Origin of the sequence: Pedobacter heparinus DSM 2366 (assembly GCF_000023825.1) — a bacterium.
In the GTDB taxonomy this organism is placed as follows: Bacteria; Bacteroidota; Bacteroidia; order Sphingobacteriales; family Sphingobacteriaceae; genus Pedobacter; species Pedobacter heparinus.
Genome location: NC_013061.1, coordinates 3,556,443 through 3,581,423, shown reverse-complemented (window position 1 = coordinate 3,581,423; position 24,981 = coordinate 3,556,443). Strand labels below are relative to the sequence as shown.

The following is a 24,981-nucleotide window of genomic DNA, read 5'->3' as shown; positions in this document are numbered from 1 at the left end:
ATGAAATTGAACAACTATATCTTATTTGTTGCTGCTGTATTTTGCTTTTTTTTCCAGAAAGTAAAGGCCCAGCAAACCGTTCAGCGCGAATGGACCATAACGGGTAAAGTACTTACAGCCGACAAGCAGCCATTACCCGGGGCCAGTATTTTATTAAAGGGAACCAAAACTTCTACCATGACGCTTAGTGATGGCCAGTTTTCGATTAAAGTACCGGCAGTGGCGGGTGAGCTGGTGTATGCTTACATCGGCATGAAGCCACAAACCATTGCTTTCCAGAATCAGGGTACCTTTACAGTGGTGCTCGAAGAAGAAAACAACAACTTAAACGAAGTGATTGTAGTCGGTTATGGTACACAAAAGAAGGAGAACCTGACCGGAGCAGTAGACCAGGTGACGGCAGATGTTTTCAAAAATAGGCCGATCACTAACCTTGCCCAGGGTTTACAAGGTGCCATGCCCAATTTAAACCTTACACCGGCTGATGGCAAGCCCAATCAGTCACCTGCTTTTAACATTCGTGGGGCAACATCTGTAGGTCAGGGTGGTAGTGCATTGGTACTTATTGATGGGGTAGAAGGTAATCCTGCTTTGTTGAACCCACATGATATTGAAACAGTGTCTATTCTTAAAGATGCTGCTTCAGCCTCTATTTATGGTGCGCGTGGTGCGTTTGGAGTGGTACTCATCACTACTAAAAAGCCAGTTAAAGACCGTACTGAAATCAATTACTCAAGTAATTATGCGATTAAGAACCCAACTACGGTGCCCAATTTTGTAACTGATGGATACCAATGGGCTTCTATGTTTAACGAAGCATTCTCAAGCTGGAACAATTATGCCAGTACGCCGCAAAACGTAAACAAGACACTTCGTTTTTCTCCTGAATACCTGGAAGAATTGAGGAAGCGTTCATTAGATTCTTCTCTTCCTAAAACTGCTGTTGATCCTGTAACCGGAGAGTATGTTTATTATGAAAACCACAACTGGATGGATGACCTTTATAAAGACCATACTTATTCACTTGACCAAAACATTTCTGTCTCGGGAAGCAGCAACAAGACCAGTTTTTATGTCACTGGAAGATACCTTGACCAACCAGGATTATTCAGGTACAATTCTGACGATTACAAAATGTACAACCTGCGTGCAAAAGGGTCTATTGAGCTTTATCCGTGGTTAACCCTGGGTAACAATATCGATTTTTCGAGTGTGCAGTATCATACTCCGATGAATGTTGGTGAGGGTGGAGGAATCTGGAGAAATATGGTTGCTGAAGGTCCGCCTATGGCACCTATGTTTAATCCTGATGGTACACTTACCCATTCTGCTGCTTACACCGTTGGCGATTACTGGTATGGAAAAAACGGAATGGACTATGACCGCCGTGTTTTAAGAAACTCCACCAATTTTGCCACTAAATTCTTTAACAATACACTTCGCATCAAAGGAGATTTTACTTTTCAGAATACCCTGAATAATGAAACCCGTGTTCGTGTTCCGGTACCTTATAGCCGGGTGCCGGGCGTAATTCAGTACCTGGGTACCAATTATAACGATATCCGGGAAATTTTCAGGGAAACGCAATATATCAATACCAATATCTATGGCGAATACGAAAAAACGTTCAATAATAAGCATGATTTTAAAGCATTAGCCGGATTCAATTATGAATTGAGTACTTATAAAAGGGTAGGAGCAGAAAGAAATGGCCTGATCTATGAAGATGCAGAAGATTTAAATCTTGCCCTTGGCCAGTCTATCGCTGCTACCGGTGGTTATGAGCAGTGGAATATCAGTGGTGGATTTTTCAGGTTTAATTATGCGTATGACAAACGTTACCTGATAGAAATCAACGGACGCTATGATGGGTCTTCTAAATTTCCGTCAAATGAGCGCTATGCATTCTTCCCTTCTATCTCGGCAGGCTGGAGGATATCTTCAGAACCTTTCTGGAAAGTAAATAAAGACCTCATTTCAGATTTTAAGGTGCGTGCATCGTATGGTTCATTGGGTAATGGTAACATCAACTCTTATGTATTCCAGGAGTTATTGACGCTAAATACTTTGCCAAGGGTAATCAATGGCGTGCAGCCTGCTTATACACGTAATCCAAGTGTGATTCCTGATGGACTTACCTGGGAAACAGCTACAACAAGCAATATCGGACTTGACCTGTCCATGTTAAAGAACAGGCTTTCGATTTCGGGAGATGCCTACATCAGGAAAACAGTAGACATGTTTACACCGGGTGTGGAGCAGCCTGCAGTGTTTGGTGCAGCTTCTCCGCGTGGAAACTATGCAGATATGGAAACCAAGGGATGGGAACTTTCTGTTAGCTGGAATGATCATTTTACATTGAAAAACAAGCCATTCAACTATAGTGTAAAAGCCGTAGTTTCTGACAACATTTCTACCATTCTGAAATACAACAACCCGAACAAAAGGTTGGATGATTATTATGAAGGACAACGCCTGGGCGAAATCTGGGGATATGTTACAGAAGGTTTTTTTACTTCTGCTGATGACATCAGAAGATCTGCCGACCAAAGCCTGTTCAGTTCTACTGCAACAGGTGCGTGGCGAATCGGCGATATCAAATTCAAAGACATCAATAACGATGGCGTAATTGATTATGGCGACAATACTGCGAACAAGCCCGGCGATCGTGTGATTATTGGTAACGACCAGCCACGTTACCGCTTCGGGCTCAGTTTAGGTGCCGACTGGAACAACTTCTTTGTAAGTGGTTTCTTCCAGGGGGTAGGAAAACAAAGCTGGTATCCAAGTCGTGGTGCAAATACTTTCTGGGGACAGTATAACGCGCCTTATGGTCATCCACCTGCATCACAGATCGGCAACATCTGGTCGGAAAACAATCCTGATGCTTATTTCCCAAGATATACCGGATACCTGGCATGGGCTGCCGGTGGTACCCTGCGTGAAGTACAGACCCGCTACCTGCAGAACATAGCTTATGTAAGGTTGAAAAACATCCAGGTTGGTTATACGCTGCCGGCTAGTATCAGTTCAAAGTTCCGTGCAGCTAAAGCAAGCATTTATTTCTCGGGCGAAAATCTATTTACCTATTCGCCGATGCATAAGATCACTAAAGATATTGATGTCGAAAATACAGGTGATTCTGACCAGGATCTGGCAGACTCTAATCAGGGTGACGGATTTAACTACCCGATGATGAAAAGCTATTCTCTGGGTTTATCGATTACATTTTAACAGGTCATTAGCTCATTAATCATATAAAAAGATGAAAAGAATATTTTTTGTTTCCATACTGGCAGTTTTGTTTGCATGCAGTAAACTGGACCAGCAACCAAAATCAACAGTGGGCAAAGAGGCCGTGTTCCAGAGCGAAAAAGGACTGGAACTGTATGCCACCTCATTTTATACCTTACTTCCAACTTATACAGACATCCTCAGGGGAGATAACATGTCTGATTATATCGCCCGCAAGGATGTTCCTGATTTCATTAGGGATGGTGCTTATGGGCCGCGTCAAAGCACAGGATGGACATGGACAGATCTTAGAAATATCAATTATTTCCTGGAGAACAATGTCAATACTTCTATCCCTAAGGAAGTGAGGGAACATTACAATGGCTTGGCCAGATTTTTTAGAGCCTGGTTTTATTTTGCAAAAGTAAAGCGCTTTGGTGATGTGCCTTGGATCAACCGGACTTTTGAAGTGAATGATCCTGAAATGATGAAAGGTCGTGATTCACGTGTATTGGTGATGGATTCTGTACTCAGAGACCTTGATTATGCTACGCAGCATATCCGCACTACAGAAGATGGCTCCAGATCAATGATTACCAAATTCGTTGCCTACGCATTTAAATCGAGGGTTTGTTTGTTTGAAGGAACTTTTCGTAAATATCATACCAATTATGGCTTACAACAAACGGCAGCCAATTGGTTAACTGAAGCTGCAACTGCCGCCAAGATTGTTATGGATCAGAATAAGTTTTCACTTTATATCGGTGGTGCGGACTCGAAACCCTACCGTGAACTGTTTGTAAGCAAAGCGCCAATAGCATCTGAAGTGATGCTGGCCAATATCTATAGTGATGCACTTGGGATTTTCCATGATGCCAACTGGTATTATACCAGCGCTACTTATGGTGACAGGGCCAGTTTTACCAGGTCATTTATCAACACTTACTTAAATATAGACGGAACACCCTTTACCAATAAGGCCGGCTACAAAACCATGATTTTTGCTGATGAAGTAGAAAACAGGGATAAACGACTGGAACAAACTATTCGCACAAAAAGTTACAATAGGATTAATGGTGGAAACCTGCTGGTTTCACCACCACTTTTCTCTTATACTTATACAGGTTATCAACCTACTAAATGGGTACTGGACGATACTTTTTACGATAGTGGAAGTATGAACAATAACATCATCCCGATATTCAGATATGCAGAGGTGCTGTTAAATTATGCAGAAGCAAAGGCCGAATTGGGTACATTATCTGATACAGACTGGAATACAACAATAGGGGCACTAAGAAGGAGGGCAGGCATTACACAAAATACGGCTACCAAGCCAACACTTGCCGATCCTTATTTAATGGCAGAATATTTCCCTGGTATTACTGACCCTTCTATTCTGGAAATCAGGAGGGAACGTGGAATTGAACTTGCATTGGAAGGATTCAGATTTTATGACCTGGTACGCTGGAAAAGTGGAAAGCTGATAGAAAAGACATGGAATGGTATGTATGTTCCGGCATTGAATACCCCATTAGACCTGAATAAAGACGGCGTAATGGATGTTGCCTTTTATAGAACACTACCTAATAGCCAGGTACCCGGGGTAACTTATATGAATGTTGCTGAAACCGTCAGCGGCCGTCCAAATGCTATGGTATTGTCTGAGGGCGATAAAGGGGAGATCAAATGGCTGGTTACTACTCCTAGGGTTTGGCAAGATAAATTTTACCTGTATCCTATTCCGGAAAGTGACCGTTTGATGAATCCTGCGTTGGGGCAAAACCCTGACTGGTAATTTATAAACAGCTATGAACAAATCAAATTTATATTCTATGAAAAATACAATTAAAGCATTTGCTGTTGCAGCCCTGCTGATTGGTACATCCTGCTCAAAGAGTAAAGAAAATAAAACAGAGCCTGAAACGTCCAAAGAGACTTTGAGGGTGATGTCTTACAATATCCACATTGGTAATCCACCTTCAGAAGCTGCTGGCGTAGTTAAACTGGAAGCTACAGCAAATGCCATTAAGCAGGGGAACCCTGATCTGGTAGCCTTGCAGGAAGTAGATAAGTTCACTACACGTTCGGGTATTGACCTTGATCAGGCGAAAAAATTGGCCGAACTGACCGGAATGAACTATTATTTTGCCAAAGCGTTGGATCGCTCTAACGGAGAGTATGGGGTAGCCATTTTATCTAAGTTCCCTATCAAAACCAGTTCACGCTATTCTTTACCTGTAAATGCAGGTACAGGTGCCGAGTTGAGGGTGGTGGGTATCATTCAGGTGGAATTGCCTAATGGCAAAAGGATCTATTTTGTATCTACACATTTTGACCATCTTGCCGAAAGTAATCGTGAACTCCATGCCCGTGAATTGCTGAAAGCTATACAGCCCTATAAAGATTCGCCGGTGATTGTAGGCGGCGATTTTAATATGCCTCCAACCAGCGATACCTGGAACATCATTAAAACCGAAATGACTATGGGCTGTACCACTTGTCCGAGTACATTTCCTGCTACCAATCCCAACACAACGATCGATTACCTCCTGCTGAACAAACAAGCCTCGGGTTATTTCAGCATTAAAAGTTATCAGACTATAGCAGAACGTTACGCTTCTGACCATGTACCTATTATAGCCGAACTTCAATATTAAATTAAAACACAACATACCTATTTACAATGAGCGAAACAGAATATATAGCGCTATACAAATCAAATTTATTAGACGATGTAGTCCCTTTCTGGGCAAACAATTCAATCGATGACGAAAATGGGGGTTTCTTTACCTGCCTCAGCAAAGAAGGTGAAGTTTATGATACAGATAAATTTATCTGGTTGCAATGTAGGCAGGTATGGACCTTTTCTATGCTTTATCTGAATGTAGAAAAGAATCCGGCATGGCTTGAAATTGCAGAAAATGGCGCAGCCTTTCTGATAAAACATGGTCGTAATGAAAATAAAGACTGGTATTTTTCCCTTACAAAAGAGGGAAAACCACTTGTTCAGGCTTATAATATCTTTTCAGATTGTTTTGCATCTATGGCCTTTGCCCAGCTGAGCAAAGCTACCGGTAATAGCAGTTATGCTGAGATTGCAAGGGAAACTTTTGATAACATCCTGAAGAGACAAAATAATCCGAAAGGGAAATACAGCAAAGCCTACCCCGGTACAAGAGACTTACAGGGTTTCTCACTGCCCATGATCCTGTGTAACCTGGTATTGGAAATTGAGCACTTGCTGGATAGCAGCCTGGTTGAAGATGTACTTAAAAATGGTGTAGATACAGTTGTCAATAAATTTTACAAACCTGAATATGGATTAATCCTGGAAAATATTGACCTGAACAACAATTTTAACGATTCTTATGAAGGTCGTCTGATCAATCCCGGTCATGGCCTGGAGTCAATGTGGTTTGTAATGGACATTGCAGAACGGAATAACGACACCGCACTGATCAGGAAATGTGTAGACATTTCACTTTCCATACTGGAATTTGGATGGGACAAAGAAAACAGAGGTATTTTTTACTTCCTTGATGTGAAAGGAAACCCGCCACAGCAACTGGAGTGGGATCAGAAATTATGGTGGGTACATATTGAATCTATGATTACTATGTTGAAAGGGTATCTGCATACCGGTGATGAGCGTTGCTGGGAATGGTTTGAAAAACTGCACGAATATACCTGGGAGCACTTTGTAGATGAGGAGTTTGGTGAATGGTACGGTTACCTGAACCGTAAGGGAGAAATTTTATTGCCGTTAAAAGGAGGCAAGTGGAAGGGCTGTTTCCATGTTCCAAGAGGTTTGTTCCAACTTTGGAAGACGATGGAAAGAGTTCAGCAAAAGAAAAAAATAGAAACAGAAAATCTTATAAATTCGTAACCAATGGCACTTTTATCATCAGCAGGCGATATCCAGGTATCTACAGAACACCAGAAAGGTAGTTATGTTCCAGCACTTATATCGCTGGCAGTACTGTATTTTATGATGGGTTTTATTACTGTCCTTAACGACACACTGGTCCCGTTTTTTAAACAAGGCTTTACCTTAACCTATTCCCAGTCTTCACTGGTACAGTTTTATTTTTTCCTTACCTATGGACTGATGTCCATTCCTTCAGGAAAACTTGTAGAAAAGATTGGTTATAAAAATGGAATGGTCGCAGGCTTTATGATTGCTTCCTTAGGGGCCTTTTTATTCTTTCCGGCATCTATTTATCATCAATACGCACTCTTCCTTTCCGCTTTGTTTATTGTGGCTATTGGGATTGTATTGCTGCAGGTAGCAGCCAATCCTTACATTACTGTTCTGGGCAAGCCTGAAACAGCAGCATCAAGGTTAACACTGGTACAGGGAATTGGCTCTATGGGAACTACTATCGCTCCTGTATTCGGTGCCCATTTTATCCTGTCGCGTCTGCACGAATCCAATACTTCCAGTTCTGCCCTGATCAAACCTTATCTTTTAATAGGGGCAGGCCTCTTAGCCATTGGTTTACTTGTATGGCGTCTTAATTTGCCTTCCATTACTACCAGTGTTTCCAGTACAGCTAAAACCGGGACGGAAAGAAAACCTATTTTTAGTTACAGAAACCTCAAATATGGTGTAATAGCCTTGTTTATGTATGTTGGGGCAGAGGTTTCTATCGGGACCTTTTTAACCAATTACATTTCTGATACTTTAGCTATTCCTGAGCATGCAGCAAACTTGTACTTATCCTTTTACTGGGGTGGGATGCTGGTGGGCAGATTTGTAGGCGCTTATTTTTTGAAGTTTTTCCAACCGGCAAGAGTGTTGGCCATTGCTGCAGCTTTAGCCGCATCCCTGATTGTATGCTCGGTTATGAGTTCAGGAGTATTTGCTATATGGTGTATGGTGGCGGTTGGATTATGTAATGCCATTATGTTTGCGGTGATATTTTCTTTATCAGTACAAGGGTTAGGCGCCCAAACTACCAGGGCGTCAGGCTTGCTGTCTACAGCAATAGTAGGAGGAGCAGTACTCTCTTTTGCCCAGGGCCTGATCAAAGATCATTATTCCTGGCAACTGGCATTTATTATTCCTGTTCTCTGTTACCTGTATATTGTTTTTTATGGTTTGAATGGTTATAAAGAGAAAAGCTAATTTTTATTTCCTGATATCGACTTGTTAAATGATGTGCTTGGCAATACTAAATGTATCTATGTACTAAAGTATACCCCTGCGCAAATGCATCCTAAATGAATTTGTAGATAATTAAACAAAAAAATATGAAAAACGTAAAAGATTTCTTTAGAATTTTTAATTGCCCGTATTTAGTTTTCATTTTGGTATTTGTTTTTATAGGTTGTAGTAAAGTTGATGATAATTTAAAGTCTCCAGATAAAACGAAAGATAAAATTTTATCATCATCAAATTTAATGATCATCAATTCTTTGAATGTAAAATTGCTTACACTCAATGTAGGTTTAGGAGCTAGTCGTTTGTACAGCGGTAGTTGTTTTGCGAACAGCAATCCAGCACTTAACAATATAGAATTTGGAGATTTCAATGGCGATGGCATTACTGATATTTTTTCAATTTTTTCTGGTCAATGGAGATATTCTTCCGGAGCAGAAAATGGATGGATTGATTTATTATCCGATGCTACCACTCTTGCTAATTTACGATTTGGAGATTTTAATGGCGATGGCATAACGGATGTTTTCACTAAAACTGGCAATCAATGGAAATATTCTTCGGGGGGTACAGGTTCCTGGGTAAACCTGGCCACAGATTCTACTATTCCTTTTGCGGATTTACGTTTTGGAGATTTTGATGGTGACGGTAAAACAGATGTTTTTTGCAAAGATGCTGTCCGATGGAAATATTCTTCGGGTGGCACTACTGCCTGGATAAATTTAAAAGCAAATACAGAAACCATTGATCAGGTGCGATTTGGAGATTTTGATGGCGACGGTAAAACAGATGTTTTTACTAAAACTGGTAGTCAGTGGAAATATTCCTCCGGCGGTGCAAGCTCATGGGCAAATCTGGGTACTGATTCTACCATCCCTTTTGCCGATTTACGATTCGGAGATTTTGATGGTGATGGTAAAACAGATGTTTTTTGCAAAGATGCTGTCCGATGGAAATATTCTTCGGGTGGCACTACTGCCTGGATAAATTTAAAAGCAAATACAGAAACCATTGACCAGGTGCGATTTGGAGATTTGGATGGGGATGGAAAGACAGATGTATTCACTTTAAATGCTGGTGAATATTTATACTCTTCTGGTGGAGCCGCAACCTGGAAAAATTTAGATGAATCTTTTATGTTGTTTTGCAATTTACAATCCAGCTGCGTTAAACCGCTTCTCCTTCTGGACGACGCATTTGAAGAACTTGCAAATTTACTTAGCACAGAGTTTTCGGGTCAATACGGGATCATATGCTTACAAGAGGTTAACCCTTCAATTTTAGACTTAATTAAGACTAAACTGGGAGGAGCATGGGATTATGAATATTATAGTCCAACTGGAACTACTCACGGAATTGGTACACTAAGTAACATAGCATATACCAAATTACAATTGTGGGATTATCCTCAGTATGGCACAAAAGAAAAAAGAGGGGCAATCGCACAAAAATTTCTACTGCAAAACAAATTTGTTTGGGTTGTTAATACACATCTTGGTTTAGATGAAGCGGAAAGAGTCCAGCAAGTAGGAGAAATTATAACAAGATACCAAACATTTACTCAAACTACTCCAGTCGCTATTGTTGGTGACTTCAATATAACAGATAGATATAGACATGGTTCAAGCGTTACCATTACCCCTGGACAGGAATCTCATTATAACAATACAATTCAGGCACTGATCAATTCAGGTTTAGAAAAGTTAGATTATTATAGTACTGAAGTTCGTCCTTATTCTTTTCACTCTTGGAACGCAATTTCTAACGGTATCATCGTTGACTATATTTTATGGAAAGATTCCATAAATAATACTATTCCTGACGTGTCAAATTGGAGACCTGGGCCTTTTAATGCAGGTTGGACAAATTCTGTTTGTCCGAATATACTCTCAGGTTCTAGATTTGCATCTGATCACAACGGTATTCTTCTTGATTTTAATATTTTTGGATTATAGCATTATATTTTTATTTGGTTTAGAAACCGTTTATAGCCTCTAGGTACCGAAATTATGGGTGTCAATTAATAATTGAATAATTGACCTGTTTCTGTTGGACCCAGCAGAAACAGGTCAATTTATTTTTTAATTATTTCTTCCTGATATCAAGCTCGCTAATGATATTCTTCGCGCCGCCCAATACATCAATGCACCAAAGTACATAGCGTACATCTACACAAATGGTACGTTTAAACTTTTTATCAAACGCAATATCGCCACTCATGGCTTCCCAGTTGCCGTCAAAAGCAAGACCGATCAGTTCGCCATTGCCATTAATTACCGGAGAACCCGAATTTCCACCTGTAATGTCATTATTGGTAATAAAGCCAACTGTTAAAGTACCGTCGTTACCATACTGACCAAAATTCTTTTTGTTGTAATTCTCAATCAGGTTGGCCGGTAAATCAAATTCACTGTCGCCCGGGATATACTTCTGCATCACACCTTCAATGGTAGTGGTGGTTTTATAGACCATGCCATCTTTCGGAGGATAATCCTGTACGTTGCCGTAGCTAAGCCTCATGGTAGAGTTGGCATCCGGGTACATCAGCTTGCCTGCATTTTTTTCCAGCACAGCCTTCAGGTACAGGTGGTCAAGTTCTGCCTTTTTGGTTTCAAAATCAGCTACAGCCGAGCCAAAGTTCGTTTTGATGTAATCAGGAGGGTACAGGTTTACCGCATATTTATATCCAGGATCTTCTTTAATGGTTTCCAGCGAAGGGTTGGTGGCCATAAATGCCTTTAATTTCTCGGGTCTGATCAGCTTACTGTTTTCCCACAGGTAATCTGCATATTTCTGAAAGGTCGTTTCAGGGTTTCCTGTCCAGTATTTTTCGGCTAGCGCTGCATAAAACTTAGGCTGCGATTTAACCGGTACGTCGTTGTAAAATGCAGCCAGTATCTGGGCAAAGATCTTTTTATCTGCCGCCTCATTATAGGTTTCTCCGTAAGTAGCTATGGCCTGGTTTACACTTGTTTTTACCTGTCCGGCAAAATTTTCGTCACCTTTTTTCTGTTCCATAGCTGCCCATGAACGTCCTATCGTAATGGCATTGCTAACCCAGCCAGAAGCCAGGAAACCTTCATTGATATAAGTACGCTGAACGGCAATTGGATCATAATCTTTGTAGATCTGATCATATTGTTCCATCAAGCCTGCAAATTCTGTTTTTTGGGCAGCCCATTCTGTAAATGATTTTTCTTCCTTACGTTTATTATCCGAAACTTTTAAGCGTTTCAATTGCTCTGTCTGCCCGATAAAATATTTCCAGTAATTGGCAATCTGTGCATATTTGGACGATAGCTTTAAGCGCAGGCTTACATCTTTATCCATTTCAGCTTTCCAGGCTTTCAGGCGGATGTCGCGTAGTTTAACGATCGTAGGATTTACCTTTTCTGTGGCCATGTCTACCCCATAGGAGGTCAGGTACCTGTCTGTACGGCCCGGATAACCATAAACGATAGAGAAGTCGCCATTTTTTACCCCTTTAATAGAAACCGGAAGAAACTTTTTAGGTTTATAAGGTACATTTTCTACCGAATATTTTGCCGGGGCATTGTTTTTCGCCGCATATACCCTGAACACAGAGAAATCACCTGTCTGGCGCGGCCATTCCCAGTTGTCTGTATCTCCGCCAAACTTACCTATGTTCTGAGGAGGGGCACCCACCAGGCGTACGTCATCAAAACGCTCATAAACAAACAAGATAAACTGGTTAGACTTATAAAAATCTTTTACATTGGCCTCAATGGTTGGCCCTGTAACAGCAGCTTTTGCAATGGTCTCAAATACCTGCAGCATTTTAGATTCTTTTTCTGCTCCTTTTAAACCTTTTGTAGCTTCATTAACTTTAGCGGTTACATCTTCCATTCTTTGCAGAAAGCGTACAAACAGACCGTTAATCGGTTTTTCCTCGCCATAGTTTTTTGCATAAAAACCATTGTCAAGAATGTTGTTCTGAGGAGTAGAGTTAGAAGCAATGGCATCATAACCGCAATGGTGATTGGTGAAGATCAATCCCTTGTCTGATACAATCTCACCTGTACAAAAGCCGCCAAAATGAACGATGGCATCTTTTAAGCTGGAACCATTGGCATTGTACAGGTCTTTAGCGGTAAGTTTAAAGCCCTGCTTTTTCATTTGCTCATAGTTTTTACCTATCAGCATCGGGATCCACATCCCTTCATCTGCTTTAACAGTATTGCCAAAAGACAATACTATGGCGCATAACAGCAGATAAACTGTTCTTTTTATCATAATACATTAGTTAGTGTTGCAGCAAAGGTAAAAAAATAAATCAGGCTGCCATAGGGTTGTCAGTAGCCCATGTTTTCTTTGTGTAAGAAAATAAGATTAACCTTAAAAACATCATTATGACAACTGAAAACAACCACAGCGAAACACTTGCCATTACTTCTTTTGCCTTCGGTACCGACATGCTGAATGCATGGCTCGGACACCGCCGCCTTACCAGGAGGGTAATTGAGGCTTTCCCTGAAGATAAAATATTCGATTATTCCATTGGCGGGATGCGTCCCTTTGCCGACATGGTAAAAGAACTGCTGGATATTTCCGGGCCTGGTATTAAAGGAATTGCAACAGATGAATGGCCGGAAGCTACAGGTTTCAGCAACCATTCGGCTAAAGATGTCGCAGCTACCAAAGCAGTTCTGCTGCAATTATGGGATCAGGCAACAGAAGAGATCAAAACCTATTGGCCTAAAATCAATGAAGCCCGTTTTCAGGAAAATACCGTTGTTTTTGGTATGTACGAAGGACAGGTGTTCTCCAGCATTCTTTATTTTATTGACAATGAGATTCACCACCGTGCCCAGGGAACTGTTTACCTGCGCAGCCTGGGTATAGAGCCACCTGCATTCTGGAACAGGGACTGATCCAGATACCATTGCTAAGCCTTCCCTTGCTTCTTTTACGAAACTGTAGATTTTTTTGGGCAAATAGTTAAACTAAAAATTTGCTTGCCAGCGATGTTTTTAATAATTTCGGTCTGGAATCGCTATACCTGGTTAATGGTGCAGGTTGGCTTAGCTTTTAATTACAGTAACTGGTTTTTTAGTGGTTAATTTTTACGATATTTTTGTTGCAGGTAGCCTTTTTACAAGTTTTATAACAAGCATTTTACTCTTCACCCGGGGCAGGTACCAGCTCCATGCCAACCGTTTACTTGGAACAGTGATTTTTAGCTGGTTTTGGTATGTGCTGCTTTATTTCCTGGTGATTACAGGCTGGTTAAAACATATACCTGGAATATTTCGCATCGGTAGCCCACTTTATTACCTCATTCCGTGTTGCAGCTACTTATACGTCAGGAGTGTGCTGCTGGACGAGATTAAGTTCAGGAAATATGACTGGCTGCATTTTATACCTGCAATTTTAAATGTTGTTGATCTGCTGCCCTATTATTTTGCAGATGCAGAAACTAAAAGAGCTGTTGCAGATGCTATAGTTAATAATTTTAACATGTCTTATCAAAAAGGATCTGGAATTGTTCCAGCATTCTGGCATTTTCAATTGCGCTGGATACTTGGAATTGTGTACCTGCTTTTTCAATGGCTGCTTTTGGCGAAGGTAATTAAACGCGACAAACTGGAGGCTTTTAAAGAGGTGAAAGGCTGGTTGATTGCTTTTACAGTTTTTTGCTCAATCATTTATTTAGGGCTCGGCATCATGTCTGTTATCGCATGGGTAAATTTGGGTTCCAAAGTTAGCGTGCTTTCTTCTGCCCGTTCTGTTCCTACACTTTTGCAGGTGATCGGTTTTACCTGTTTAAGCGTCTATCTTTTTTTTAAACCAGAGGTGCTATATGGCATACCCAGAAGCAATTATACTTTACCGGAAAATAAAGCAGATGAAGTGCCAGACGTTACAGGCGCACTTTTGCGTGAGGCACCTTTTAACCCCGAGCTGATGCAGGCCTATGTGGCCCAGCTGGAAACCTATATGCAAAAAGAAGCGCCCTTCAGACAGCAGGGCTTTGTGATCAATGAGCTGGCCCTGGCATTGAAAATGCCCTTGCATCATTTATCCTACGTGTTAAATAACCATTATAAACAGCGGTTCACAGATTTTATCAATAGTTTCCGTATCGACTATGTAAAAATGCGCATGGAAAGTGGCGACTGGCGGTCGCTAACTTTGGAAGGCCTGGCTAAAGAATCAGGATTTTCTTCCAGAAGCACCTTTTCTGTATCCTTTAAAAAATTTACCGGTGTAACGCCTTCCCAGTATCTGCAATTGAGAAAAAGTAAATAAAAATATTTCAATGTAGATTCTGTTCCCCGTTTTGTGTTGTTATAGGAAAAAAAATCCTTTTTTAGTGTCCTATCTTCTAAAGTTAAGACAATTTTGACCAGCTGAGGTCCTCTGTATGCCCTTTTCCGGGATTATTTTTGGCGCTTCAATTATCTAAAGAACCGTATGGATATAACAGCTACTCAACTATTTTTTGCTTCATCAAAGCGATCTGCCACTTTCATTTTATTGTTCTTGTTCCATTTCTTCGCAGCATTAAGCAGCCAGGCCCAGACTGTAAGCCCCTATGCCGGCACAGGTGTAGATGGTTATTATGAAGGGGACAACAATGACGCGATTACTGCACAATTTTCTTATATCGGAGGTATAACTACAGATGCAAACAACAACCTGTATGTTACGGATTCCCGGAACTATTGTATCCGGAAGATCGATCAGAACGGCAAGGTCAGCGTAATTGCCGGAATACCTACAACTGCGGGCAGTACCAATCCGCTGCCATCGGGCCCTGCAGGCAGCACAGCACTGCCATCGTTGGGCACACGTATTACCTTGCTGAACAACAATATGTATTTCGGTTATAATGGATTTACCCTTGGTGAAATTTCTGCCGGCAACGTATCCTTCTGGAAGCCCATACATACCAATCCCGGATCTTCCCTGCCTACCGCATATACCTTTAAAGCCTATGGCAATGCGCTTTATCTGGGACATAGCGGTGGAATCAGTGTGGTTGATGTGAGCACCAGGACGCTGGTTAAAACGATAACCCTTCCCGGAACAGGGCAGATCAATACCATGGCGATCGACGCTAGCGGAAATATCTTTGCCATTGATGCCGATGGTGCACTTACCAAAGTAAATGGCGTTACCGGTGCGGTAACTACCCTGATTGCTAAAAATTCTGATCCGGACCTGTATGTAAATACCGGAGACCTGGATGTAGACCAAAGTGGTAACCTGTATTTTGTAAACAGTTTAGATTATGTACTCAAAATAGACGGGACCACCTTTCAGCGGACTAAAATATATGTAACAACGGGCACTTTTGGTTTGAAATTGCTGAGCATTGCCCCCAACGGTGATATTTTTGTAGGGCATACCAACCGCAGGATCTATAAAATAGCTGTACCATCTGCCAATGCTAACCTTAGTGCACTGGCCATCAGTTCAGGAACACTGCAGCCTGTTTTTGATAAAAATACACTCGGTTATACCGCATCGGTTGATCCTGCAGTAAGCAGCATCACCCTTACCCCAACTGTTGACCATGCTTCGGCAAGCCTGCACATCAGGCTCAACGGAGGTAGCTATACCTCCCTGAGCAGCGGAACAGCATCTGCCGCACTGCCTTTAACAACGGGCGATAATACCATCGAAATAAGGGTAACCGCTCAGAACAACAGTACAAAGACCTATACGTTGATCGTAAACAGGCCCGCGCCACCACTTCCATTGAGCCCCCAGTTTACCAGTACTCCGGTAACCACTGCAGCGGTAAACCAGCGCTATACCTACCAGATCCAGGCCATCTCTGGGGCCAAAGAACCCATCAGCCTAACTGCAGCAGGTTTGCCAGACTGGCTGGTTTTAACACCAGGACTGGTGGTGAAACGTTTTGTGGGAAAAGATCTGGGCTATGCCAACGGCACAGGTACCAGCGCTATGTTCAACTCACCTGCTGGCATCGCTATGGATGCAGCAGGCAATACTTATCTGGCTGATAGGGGTAACCACCGTATCCGTAAAATCAGCCCTGCAGGTGTGGTAACCACATTGGCCGGTAGCGGGACCGCTGGTTTCGCCGATGGGGCAGGTGCAGCTGCACAATTCAATGATCCTTCCGGCGTAGCTGTAGATGCAGCCGGTAATGTATATGTATCAGATACCCGTAATTTTCGTGTCCGCAAAATTACCCCTGCAGGCCAGGTAAGCACTTTTGCAGGTACAGGAACATATGGCTATGCAAATGGTACTACCACTACCGCTACTTTTACCTACCTTTTAGGTATCGCTATCGATAACTCGGGGAACCTGTACGTTACCGACCAGGACGTGAACAGCATTCGTAAAATTACACCTGGCGGAGTGGTATCTACTTTTGCAGGCAGCGGAGTAAAAGGTTTTAAAGATGGCACAGGTACTGCAGCCCAGTTTGCATTTCCTACAGGCCTTGCTGCCGATGCCGCGGGCAATGTGTATGTAGCAGACCGCGACAATCACCGCATCCGTAAAATTACTGCAGCCGGGGTAGTAACTACACTAGCAGGAAACGGCACCGCCGATTTTGCCGATGGGACACAGGCCAACGCCAGGTTTAACATGCCTGTAGGGGTAGCTGTTGATGCCAACGGCAATGTGTTTGTGGCAGACAGAAATAATTTCCGCATCCGCAAAGTTACACCTGCAGGTGTAGTTAGCACCTATGCCGGTAAGGGGACATCCGGTTTTGCCGAAGGCCTGTCTGGCGATGCACAGTTCAAATTGGTTTTCGGACTGGCAATGAGCAGCATTTCCGGTAATCTGTATATTAGCGACCAGGGCAACTTCAATGTCAGTTTCATTACAGACGGGGGTATTTTAAGCGGAACCCCAACTGTAGCTGGTGTAAACGCTATAAAACTCAAGGCTACAAACACCAATGGCAATCAGGATCAGGACTTTGACATTACGGTAACCGGTCCGGCAACATTGAGTAATTTCCCTGATCTTGATAAAGCAGAGGGTAATGCACCTTTTGCACTTACCGCTCCGCAAAGCAACAATGCCCTCGGTACATTTACTTATACCAGCAGCAATCCTGCTGTAGCTTCCATTATTGGAAACATGGTAACCATCCATAAACCAGGGCAGGTGGTTATTACTGCTACCCAGCAGGCGTACGACTACTTTACCCAGAGCCAAATAACAGCTACACTGCGCATAACAGGCAAACCTGCTTTTACCAGCCAGCCCCTAACTACCGCAACTGTTGGCCAGGCCTATAGTTATTCCATCAAAGCCAGCAAAGAAGGCAGTCTGGAAACCAGCATTGCTGCCCCAACTTTGCCGGACTGGCTGACATTAGATGGCCAGAAATATAATCCGGTTGTGCTGGCCACCTCTACGCTCGAAATGTCCGGTCTTACAAAGGATAGCGAGGGCAACATCTACAGTACCGAATACAACGGACAGGCCATTTATAAGATCAATAAATCCAATGGGGCCATCCTGCCCTGGGCAAACCGCGTTACCGGAAGGGTTTATGGAATAGCTGTGCACGATGGCTATCTTTACATCAGCCGGGTAGATGACCGTAAGATCACCCGCATCCAGCTGGCAAACCCTGCAGCAGGCGAGTCGGATGTCATCACCAATATTAACGGACCCATGAGCTTTACTGTACACAACAATGAGCTCTATGCCGCTATGCAAACCAAGATCATTAAAATCAACACTACCGCAAAAACCTACCAGACTTTTCTGGATGTGCCGGGTGCAAATCTTAGTGGCCTTGTATTCGACCAGCAAGGGAACCTTTTGTTCGGTCAGTCTTACCCCATCACAAGGATCGCTAAATTTGACGGACAAACAGTGAGTACACTGATTCCGGATGTTTTTGCCTACAACCTGGATATGGACAAAAGCGGTGCATTGTATGTGGCGGGTTACGGTCTCACAAAATATACAGCAGACCTTTCTTCCAGCACCAAACTGACTGAAGCCAGAAATGTACTCGGATTGCTGCTCGATGATTCAGAAAACCTGTATTACAACAATTTTTCAGAAAACACCATTAACATGCTCGAACTGGCTGCTATACTGACTGGTACCCCACAGGTTAAAGACATCGGTGTGCATCCTGTAGTGCTCAAAGCCAGCAATACTGCAGGTAGCACAAACCAGACTTTTAATATTACCGTAAGCGGCCCGGCCACATTGAGTAATTTTGCCAACCTGAGCAAACAATATGGCGACTCAGATTTCACCATTACGGCTCCGCAAAGTAACAATGCGGATGGCGCGTTTACTTACAGCAGCAGCGACCCTGCTGTAGCTGCTGTTAACGGCAGTTCCATTAAATTACTTAAGCCCGGAAGCACCACCATCACCGCTACACAGGCCGCAAACGGATATTATACTTCTGCAACGATTACGGCAACCTTAACCGTTCTTCCCAAAGCACTGAGCCTGAGCCTGTCTGCCGCACCACTGATCACCAAAAGCTATGATGGCACAACTGCTGTGTCATTGAGCGAAGGCAATTACCAGCTAACAGGCCTGGTGGGGTCTGATGTACTGACAGTAAGCGGAACGGCAAGTTTTGACAGTAAAAATGCCGGCGAAAATAAAACAGTGCTGGTCAAAGGTTTTGTGCTTTCGGGTGCGAAGAAAGACTACTACAGTCTGACTACAGGGGCCTTAAGCACAACAGGAAGTATAACAGCACGGACAATAACTGCAAGGGTAAACCCGGTGCGTAAAACTTATGATGGAAATGAAGCAGCCACTGTTAATTTTATTGATTTTTCTGTAGCCGATGGCCTTATTGCCAACGACCAGCTGGCTGTAACTTACGGATCGGCCAGTTACGACAATCCAAATGCCGGAAGCACAAAGCCGGTTGCCTTTGCAGACTTAAATTTAACAGGGGCCGACAAAGCCAATTATAAACTTGCAGATGTAGCTGTAACTGGTGCAATTGAAGCCAGGGCCGTAACTGTAACAGCAAGTACCGGCGCTAAAGTTTACGGTGAGCCGGACCCTGAATTTGGGTATACACTCTCTGAACCCCTTATACCTGGTGATGCCTTTAAGGGCAAACTGGACAGAACTGCCGGTGAAACTGTAAATACTTACCCGGTTAGCCGGGGTACGCTGGAACTGGGCAGCAATTATACGCTGAATTTTGTAGGTGCTGATTTTACCATTAGCCCAAGACCTTTGACCATCACAGCTGCCCAGCTAAACAAAACTTATGGAACTGCGCTAACCTTTAGCGGAACAGAGTTTACGGCTACAGGCCTGGTTTACGGTAATACAGTAGGCAGCGTAAATTTATCCAGTCCGGGTGCCCTGGCAACAGCTACAGTAGCCGGTGGTCCCTATCCGCTTGTCCCTTCGGCTGCAAGTGGTACCGCACTAAGCAATTATACCATCAGTTATGTAAACGGTACTTTAACCATTGATCCAAAGGCCCTGGTAGTTGTAAATGACAGCAGGACCAAAGCCTATGGAGAAAGCCTGGGTAATGCCGACTTTACAGGAAGCCTTACAGGTTTGCAGAATGGTGACCTCATCAGCCTTAGCAGGAGCAGTACAGGTGCAGTGTCCAGCGCTGCTGCTGGGGTAAACTATCCGATTGTGGCCACACTTGCAGATCCGCAGGGTAAACTGGGCAATTATACATTAAGCAATACTGATGGTACACTTACCGTGGCGCAAAGGAGCCTGACTATAACCGCCCTGCCGGCGGTAAAGACCTACGGCGAAACCCTTAACTTTGCAGGCACAGCGTTTAGTACAACAGGTTTAATCAATAACGATGTGGTAAACAGCGTAACTTTGACCAGTAATGGCGCAGCAGCAGCTGCAACAGTAGCCGACCAGCCTTATGCTATTGTTCCATCGGCAGCCATAGGCACAGGATTAAACAATTATGCCATCAGCTACGTTAACGGCGCTTTGAGCGTAAATAAAAAAGCCCTGATCATTACAGCCGATAACAAAGAGAAGTTTGCAGGTACGGCCAATCCTGTCCTGACTGCAAGTTACAACGGCTTTGTGAACAACGACAGCAATGCTGCACTGACTGCCCAGCCGCAAATAACTACCACTGCAAATACCAACAGTCCTATTGGTGATTATGTTATCAATATTGGCGGCGCAGCAGCTGCAAATTATAGCATCAGTTATATACCGGGTAACCTGAAAATTAAACCAGGTGCGCCAACCAGCATCAGTCTTGCTGGGGTAATGCTTTATGAAAACAGTCCGGCAGGCACAAATGCCGGTACACTGAGCAGTACTTCCGATGATCCTTCGGCCATCTTTACTTATACATTGGCTGCAGGAGCAGGGGATACCGACAATTCCCTGTTTGCCATTAACGGAAATAAAATCAACACCAGCGCTGCCCTGGATTATGAAAATAAGGCCGTCTATAAAATAAGGGTAAGGTCGACCACTCAAAACAGCCTTTGGCTGGAAAAAGAACTGAGCATCAATTTAACCGATGTGAACGAAGCGCCTGCACTGGCTGCTATTGCCGATCAGACCATTTGCTTTACAACAGCAGTACAAACAGTTGCTTTAACTGGCATCAGTGCAGGCCCCGAAACCACACAAACCACCACTTTAACTGTGAGCAGTAACAATGCGGGTTTATTTGATGCTTTAAACGTTAGTGGCAGCGGTGCTACCGGTACATTAACTTACCGCATTAAAGCTGGCGCCCTGGCCGGAACAGCCAGGGTAACCGTAACTGTAAAAGACAATGGGGGTACGGCAAACGGGGGTATTGATACCTATAGCAGAACTTTTACCCTTACTGTAAACGCCCTGCCGGTAGTTTCCATCAGCAGTGATAAAGGAACGGAGATCAGTAAAGGAGAGGCTGTATTGTTAACCGCTACAGGTGGCAGCAGCTATGTATGGGCAAATGCAAATGGTATTATAAGAGGACAAAATACTGCAGTATTGGAGCTGAGACCAAGCCAGACCACAACTTATACGGTAACAGTAACCAATGCCAGCGGTTGTACAGCAACCAAAAGCTTTACGCTAACCGTACTGGAAGACTTTGCCACAATAAAGGCTACCAATATCATGTCCCCGAACGGAGATGGGCTGAATGATAAATGGGTAATCGATAACATCGACCTATATCCAAACAATGAGGTCAGGATCTTTGACAAGGCCGGTCGTTTCATTTACGGTAAAAAAGGGTACGACAACAGCTGGGATGCTACATTAAACGGTTCACCTTTGGCAGAAGGTACTTATTATTATGTCATCGATTTCGGAACCAGCAGACCTAAGTTCAAAGGCTTCATTACAGTTATCAGACAAGATTAATCCGACGTATTTTAAAAACCTGCAGGGCCCTTCCCGTTCCTGCAGGCTAAACCATCAACAAAAACAAAATGAACGCAATACATAAAACATTCACCATCATAATCCTAATGGCAATGGGGGGCAGCACAGTAAAAGCCCAGTTAAACCCCTTATCTTCGCAATATTATACCAACCAGTACCTGATCAACCCTGCCTTTGCTGGTGCAGACCAGGGCTTAAAATTAAACGGGGCTTACCGTAAGCTATGGAGCAATGTACCCGGATCGCCATTGACCCAAAACCTGACGGCCGATTATGGTTTTAACAAAGTTGGCCTGGGCCTTACGGTAAACAATGAAAGTGCAGGTTTGCAGCGCCAGACCAGGGTAGTGGGCAGTTATGCCTATCACCTCAAACTGAACGACAACAACCATCAGCTGCATTTTGGGGTATCCCTGGGTTTCATGAGCCAGCGCCTGGAAAATGCAGACATTTATGGCAACCCCAGCGACCCGATGGTAGGGCAGTACAACGACCGTAAAACCTATCTGGACGGAGATTTTGGTGTAGCCTATACTTCCGGTAAACTGAACATACAGGCTTCTGTGCCCAACCTGAAAAGTGTATTGAAAAAGGATGTGATCAAACTGGCCGATGTAGCTACCTTTTATACGGCAGCAAGTTACAAGATCGGGATCAGCGAAGGAGCAGAGGGTATGGATGTAGAACCTAAAGTAGCCTACAGGGGTGTACAGGGCTTTGACAACATCTGGGATGCAGGGGCACAGTTTGGCATTGCCAACAAACAGGTGTTTTTACTGGCCATGTACCACAGTACAGAAAATGCAACTTTTGGCCTGGGCATGGACTTCAGAAAGAAATACCTGATCAGCGGCACCTATACCACCCAGACTTCAGCTTTGAGCAGTTATACCAATGGCAGTTTTGAACTGAACCTGAGATTGAACCTGAGTAAAATTGAAAAATAACCAGGTAATTTTTCTGTAAAGCAGCGCGCCTTAACCAATATCGCTGAATAAATTGCCAATACTGATCGTGATCATTCATTTTAAACACCTAATTTAGTAAAATGAGATCATCATCAGTTAAATTGTATTTGGCGTTTCTTGCAGGCATTTGCCTGTTGTTCCAGCACATGAGTTCATTTGCACAGCCTTTTTCTGCTGGCACAAAAAAAGTATTGTTCCTGGGCAACAGCATTACCTATGCCGGTCAGTATATTGTTGATATAGAAGCCTATTGCATGATGAACTATCCAGGTCAGAAAATCGAATTCATCAATATGGGCCTGCCCAGCGAAACCGTTTCCGGTTTGTCCGAAGCAGGGCATGCGGGTGGTAAGTTTCCGAGGCCCGACCTTCATGAACGGCTGGACCGTGTAATGGCACTAACCAAACCTGACCTGGTATTTGCCTGTTACGGAATGAACGATGGTCTGTACATGCCATTCGACAATGTCCGTTTTCAAAAATTTAAGGATGGCATCAGCTGGCTGCACGATAAATATGCCGCTAAGGGCATCCGCATTGTTCACCTTACCCCGCCGGTTTATGATGAACTTAGAGGTGGAAAAAAGGGCTATTCAGAAGTTCTGGACAAGTATTCTGATTGGTTGCTTGGTCAGAAGAAAGCAAAGAACTGGGAGGTAGCAGATCTGCATTATCCCATGAAAAAATACCTGGAAGCACACCGGAAGGTAGACGCGGCCTTAAACATCAATGGATTTTATTTGGCTGCCGATGGTGTACACCCCGGTGAAACCGGGCACTGGATAATGGCAAAAGCGCTTTTACTGTACCTGGGCGAGAAAAAAGTCAGCACGGCAGCCGATCTGCCAGGTGCAGTAACACATTCCAAGAAATATGAGCTCATAAAGCTGATTGCCCAAAAGCAGGACCTCATGAAGGATGCATGGTTAACTGCTGCAGGGCACAAACGTCCAATGAAAAAAGGATTGCCCCTGGAGGAAGCAACAATTAAAGCAGCTGAAATTGATGAACAGATCAGCAGCTTAATGAAATAATTAAAAGTAAGTGAATTCCCCTTTTTCGCTATGTATAGTTACCTGTTTGCGGGCCGAGCTTTCAACGTGTCCAATAACCTGAGCATCAATGTTAAAGCTTTTTGAGATCTCAATAATAGCTTCAGCAATTGCTGCAGGAACATACAGTTCCATGCGGTGCCCCATGTTAAATACCTTATACATTTCTTTCCAGTCGGTACCCGATTGCTCCTGTATCAAACGGAATAGTGGGGGTATTGGAAATAAATTGTCCTTAATGATATGGACATTGTCATTTACAAAGTGAAGTACCTTGGTTTGTGCACCGCCGCTGCAATGTACAATGCCATGGATCTGCGACCGGAAACCATTCAAAACTTTTTTGATCACCGGTGCATAAGTCCGGGTAGGAGATAACACCAGTTTACCGGCAGTAACCGTTGTATGTTCATCAACCTTAACCTCATCTGTAAGCTTTTTAGCACCCGAAAATACCAGGTCAAAAGGGACTGCAGGATCGAAGCTCTCCGGATAGGTATTGGCCACCGATTTATCGAACACATCATGACGGGCAGAAGTCAGGCCGTTGGAACCCATGCCCCCATTGTATTCCGTTTCATAGCTCGCCTGACCGTAAGAAGAAAGTCCAACAATGACATCACCAGCCTGGATCTTATCATTGCTGATGATCTTATCCCGTTCTATGCGGCAGGTAACTGTAGAATCTACAATAATGGTACGTACCAGATCACCAACATCAGCAGTCTCGCCACCAGTAGAATAAATAGAAATGCCCTGTGCACGAAGTTCGGCCAAAATTTCTTCTGTACCGTTGATAATTGCTGCAATAACCTCGCCCGGTATCAGGTTTTTATTCCGGCCGATAGTAGAAGACAGGAGGATGTGATCAGTAGCACCTACACAGATCAGATCGTCAATATTCATGATGATCGCATCCTGGGCAATTCCTTTCCATACAGAAATATCGCCGGTCTCTTTCCAGTACACATAAGCCAGTGAAGATTTGGTGCCGGCGCCATCTGCATGCATAATATTGCAAAAGTTTTCATCATTGCCTAAAATATCAGGGATGATCTTACAGAAGGCCTGGGGAAAAATACCTTTATCTATATTCTTGATGGCCTGGTGCACATCTTCTTTCGAGGCAGAAACGCCACGCTGGTTGTACCTGTTATCACTCATGTTGCTGCAAAGATAAGCAAACGCCCGAATGTTAGGGCTTTTGATTAAAAAA

General features: G+C 43.3%; 13 protein-coding genes. 11 read left to right on the top strand and 2 right to left on the bottom strand.

Annotated elements, in window-relative coordinates; genetic code table 11:
• From PHEP_RS14835 to PHEP_RS14805, 6 genes are all read left to right on the top strand, one after another.
• The gene (locus PHEP_RS14835; protein WP_015808798.1) at window positions 1–3,234 is read left to right on the top strand and encodes a SusC/RagA family TonB-linked outer membrane protein; all 3,234 of its coding nucleotides are present in this window, start codon (window positions 1–3) and stop codon (window positions 3,232–3,234) included.
• Window positions 3,235–3,265: 31 nt separating this feature from the next.
• Window positions 3,266–5,032, top strand: a complete 1,767-nt coding sequence (locus tag PHEP_RS14830) for a RagB/SusD family nutrient uptake outer membrane protein (RefSeq protein ID WP_015808797.1) — start codon at window positions 3,266–3,268, stop codon at window positions 5,030–5,032.
• Between the two features lie 37 nt (window positions 5,033–5,069).
• On the top strand, window positions 5,070–5,894 hold the full coding sequence (locus tag PHEP_RS14825) for an endonuclease/exonuclease/phosphatase family protein (protein ID WP_049772321.1): 825 nt from the start codon (window positions 5,070–5,072) through the stop codon (window positions 5,892–5,894).
• 26 nt (window positions 5,895–5,920) lie between these two features.
• The gene (locus tag PHEP_RS14820; RefSeq protein WP_015808795.1) at window positions 5,921–7,123 is read left to right on the top strand and encodes a n-acyl-d-glucosamine 2-epimerase; all 1,203 of its coding nucleotides are present in this window, start codon (window positions 5,921–5,923) and stop codon (window positions 7,121–7,123) included.
• A gap of 3 nt (window positions 7,124–7,126) precedes the next feature.
• Complete coding sequence (locus PHEP_RS14815; RefSeq protein ID WP_015808794.1) at window positions 7,127–8,365, top strand: sugar MFS transporter; 1,239 nt, start codon at window positions 7,127–7,129, stop codon at window positions 8,363–8,365.
• Between the two features lie 125 nt (window positions 8,366–8,490).
• Entirely contained in the window at window positions 8,491–10,353 is a 1,863-nt protein-coding gene (locus PHEP_RS14805) for an FG-GAP-like repeat-containing protein (protein ID WP_015808793.1), read from the top strand.
• 130 nt (window positions 10,354–10,483) lie between these two features.
• On the opposite strand, the gene PHEP_RS14800 is transcribed toward PHEP_RS14805, so the two are convergent.
• Window positions 10,484–12,652, bottom strand: coding sequence for a S46 family peptidase (locus PHEP_RS14800; RefSeq protein ID WP_015808792.1), 2,169 nt, complete (start codon window positions 12,650–12,652; stop codon window positions 10,484–10,486).
• 116 nt (window positions 12,653–12,768) lie between these two features.
• On the opposite strand from PHEP_RS14800, the gene PHEP_RS14795 reads away from it, so the two are divergent.
• The 5 genes from PHEP_RS14795 (at window position 12,769) to PHEP_RS14775 (ending at window position 23,747) form a co-directional block, all read left to right on the top strand.
• Window positions 12,769–13,290 (top strand): DinB family protein, encoded by a 522-nt coding sequence (locus tag PHEP_RS14795; RefSeq protein WP_015808791.1) that lies wholly within the window; start codon window positions 12,769–12,771, stop codon window positions 13,288–13,290.
• 181 nt (window positions 13,291–13,471) lie between these two features.
• Window positions 13,472–14,668: a helix-turn-helix domain-containing protein gene (locus tag PHEP_RS14790; RefSeq protein ID WP_015808790.1), complete on the top strand. Its 1,197-nt coding sequence runs from the start codon at window positions 13,472–13,474 to the stop codon at window positions 14,666–14,668.
• Between the two features lie 165 nt (window positions 14,669–14,833).
• Window positions 14,834–21,724 (top strand): MBG domain-containing protein, encoded by a 6,891-nt coding sequence (locus tag PHEP_RS21700; protein WP_015808789.1) that lies wholly within the window; start codon window positions 14,834–14,836, stop codon window positions 21,722–21,724.
• A gap of 68 nt (window positions 21,725–21,792) precedes the next feature.
• Window positions 21,793–22,692 carry a PorP/SprF family type IX secretion system membrane protein gene (locus PHEP_RS14780; protein ID WP_036674144.1) on the top strand — a complete coding sequence of 300 codons (900 nt, stop codon included), beginning with the start codon at window positions 21,793–21,795 and terminating at the stop codon, window positions 22,690–22,692.
• 101 nt (window positions 22,693–22,793) lie between these two features.
• Window positions 22,794–23,747: an SGNH/GDSL hydrolase family protein gene (locus PHEP_RS14775; RefSeq protein WP_036674142.1), complete on the top strand. Its 954-nt coding sequence runs from the start codon at window positions 22,794–22,796 to the stop codon at window positions 23,745–23,747.
• Here the strand turns inward: PHEP_RS14775 and PHEP_RS14770 are convergent, their stop codons facing one another.
• Complete coding sequence (locus PHEP_RS14770; RefSeq protein ID WP_015808786.1) at window positions 23,748–24,929, bottom strand: AIR synthase related protein; 1,182 nt, start codon at window positions 24,927–24,929, stop codon at window positions 23,748–23,750. It lies immediately after the preceding gene.
• Between the last annotated feature and the right edge of the window lie 52 nt (window positions 24,930–24,981).